The organism is Streptomyces murinus, from assembly GCF_002154555.1.
Taxonomy (GTDB): domain Bacteria; phylum Actinomycetota; class Actinomycetes; order Streptomycetales; family Streptomycetaceae; genus Streptomyces; species Streptomyces murinus.
In genome coordinates, this window is sequence record NZ_MUNF01000505.1 from 1 (window position 1) to 1,606 (window position 1,606).

Sequence of the window (1,606 nt, forward strand, 5' to 3'; positions counted from 1 at the left end):
GGATGCCGAGCGCCTGCCGCAGCACTACGGTTGCGGGCATGACCAGGGTGACCAGCGGAGACTACGTCGTACGAGCCATACGCCCCGCGGAATGGGAGAAGGTGAGGGGCCTGCGGCTGGACGCGCTGCGGGATCCGGCCGCGCGGTCCTGCCAGAAGAGGTCGGCCTTCGCGGCCGGTTCGGGCGAGGGGTCGGCGACGGCGCAGCAGTTCATCGCCGAGCTGCCCGACGGGTCATGGGCCGGTTCGCTGACCGTGCTGATCGAGGAGGCCGGCACCGAGGACTGGGCCGGTTTCCCGGTCGAGCGCCGTCAGGGGCATGTCGTCGGCGTGTATGTGCGGCCCGAGCACCGGGGGAACGGGCTGATCAAGGCCATGTTCGACGCGGGTGTGAGCTGGGCGTGGGGGCGTGGCGCCGAGCGGGTGCGGCTGCTGGTGCACGAGGACAACGAGCGGGCCCAGGGCGCCTATCGCAAGGCGGGGTTCCGGCCGAGCGGGGTGCGGGTGCCGTTCGTGAAGGACGCGGCGCAGAACGAGCTGGAGTTCGTCCTGGACCGCTAGATCGCTATAAGACCGCTGGGTCGTCAGCCCGTTGGCCCGCTGACCCGTCAGACCGGGAGTCCGGGCAGGCCCGGCAGTTCCTGGTGCGGCCAGCGGGCGCGGGCCTGTTCGCGGGAGCGGAAGAGGGCGAGCGTCGGCAGGCCCTGTGCGTCCCCGGTGGCCAGCAGGTCCGGGAGTTGGGGGAAGGGGGCGACGGCGGCGATGTCGTCCAGGACCAGCGTCAGTGGTGGGTCGAGCCGACCGGAGGATGACCGTGCGGCCATGTGCCGGCCGTGCTCGACCACGCTGGAGACGAGGGCCGTCAGGAGGGGCATCGCGCCGGGCGTGCTCCTCGGGTCCTCGATGGATTCACCGACTACGTAAAGCGTGCCCCCTTCATCGGCGAAGGAATCCAAGGCGAGCGCATCAGTTCGGTTTGGGGTGCATGCCTCGCGGATGTTGACCGTGGAGAGCGCGGCGAGCGCCCTGCCGGTCAACTCCTGGGCGATGTCCCGCCGTTCGGGATGCGCGGTGAGGGCGGCCTCCAGCTCACCGGCGGCTCCCGAGGCGGCCTTGGGATGGGTGCGCAGGGTGCGTACGGCGTCCTGTACCTGGGTGCCCTGGGACCAGCGGTGGACATGACGGACGGTGCGGTTCTCCAGTGCGGCGGCGTGCAGATAGCTGCGCAGGAGGGTGGTCGCCGTGTCCACCACGGCCTGGTCGATACGGGCGGTGGGCCGCACCGGAGCGAGCAGCGCGGTCGCCCGCTGGAGCGCGGTCTGCTTGTCCGCGCAGCCGGCCGTGGGGGACCAGTGGAGGCGGGCCGGGGTGTCACAGCGATGGGTCGGGTCGTAGAGGTGGGTGGGGCCCAGCTTGGCCCTGGCGTCCTTGGTATCGGCCCACAGGGACGGGTTCGAAGTGACGACGAGGGTGGGCCCCGCCGCGTCCCGTACGGCCTGTGCGGCGGCCGTACGGCGGGTGTCCGGCGGCGCGATGAGGATCTTCTCCCGCCCGCCCACCGGCCCCCCTGTCACCGGGGGCTGGGCCAACGGGGCCTCGGCGGGCGG

At 72.2% G+C, this 1,606-nt stretch carries 2 protein-coding genes; one reads left to right on the forward strand and one right to left on the reverse strand.

Annotation, left to right across the window (positions count from 1 at the left end; all coding sequences use genetic code 11):
* Positions 1-38: 38 nt before the first annotated feature.
* On the forward strand, positions 39-560 hold the full coding sequence (locus CCN72_RS27930; RefSeq protein WP_208638117.1) for a GNAT family N-acetyltransferase: 522 nt from the start codon (positions 39-41) through the stop codon (positions 558-560).
* A gap of 47 nt (positions 561-607) precedes the next feature.
* On the opposite strand, the gene CCN72_RS27935 is transcribed toward CCN72_RS27930, so the two are convergent.
* On the reverse strand, positions 608-1,606 hold a 999-nt coding region (locus CCN72_RS27935), incomplete at its 5' end, for a type IV secretory system conjugative DNA transfer family protein (protein ID WP_244174500.1).

What these genes read in the sequence shown, in the direction of transcription:
- CCN72_RS27930 (WP_208638117.1), top strand. Translation starts at nt 39, where the DNA reads ATGACCAGGGTGACCAGCGGAGACTACGTCGTACGAGCCATACGCCCC.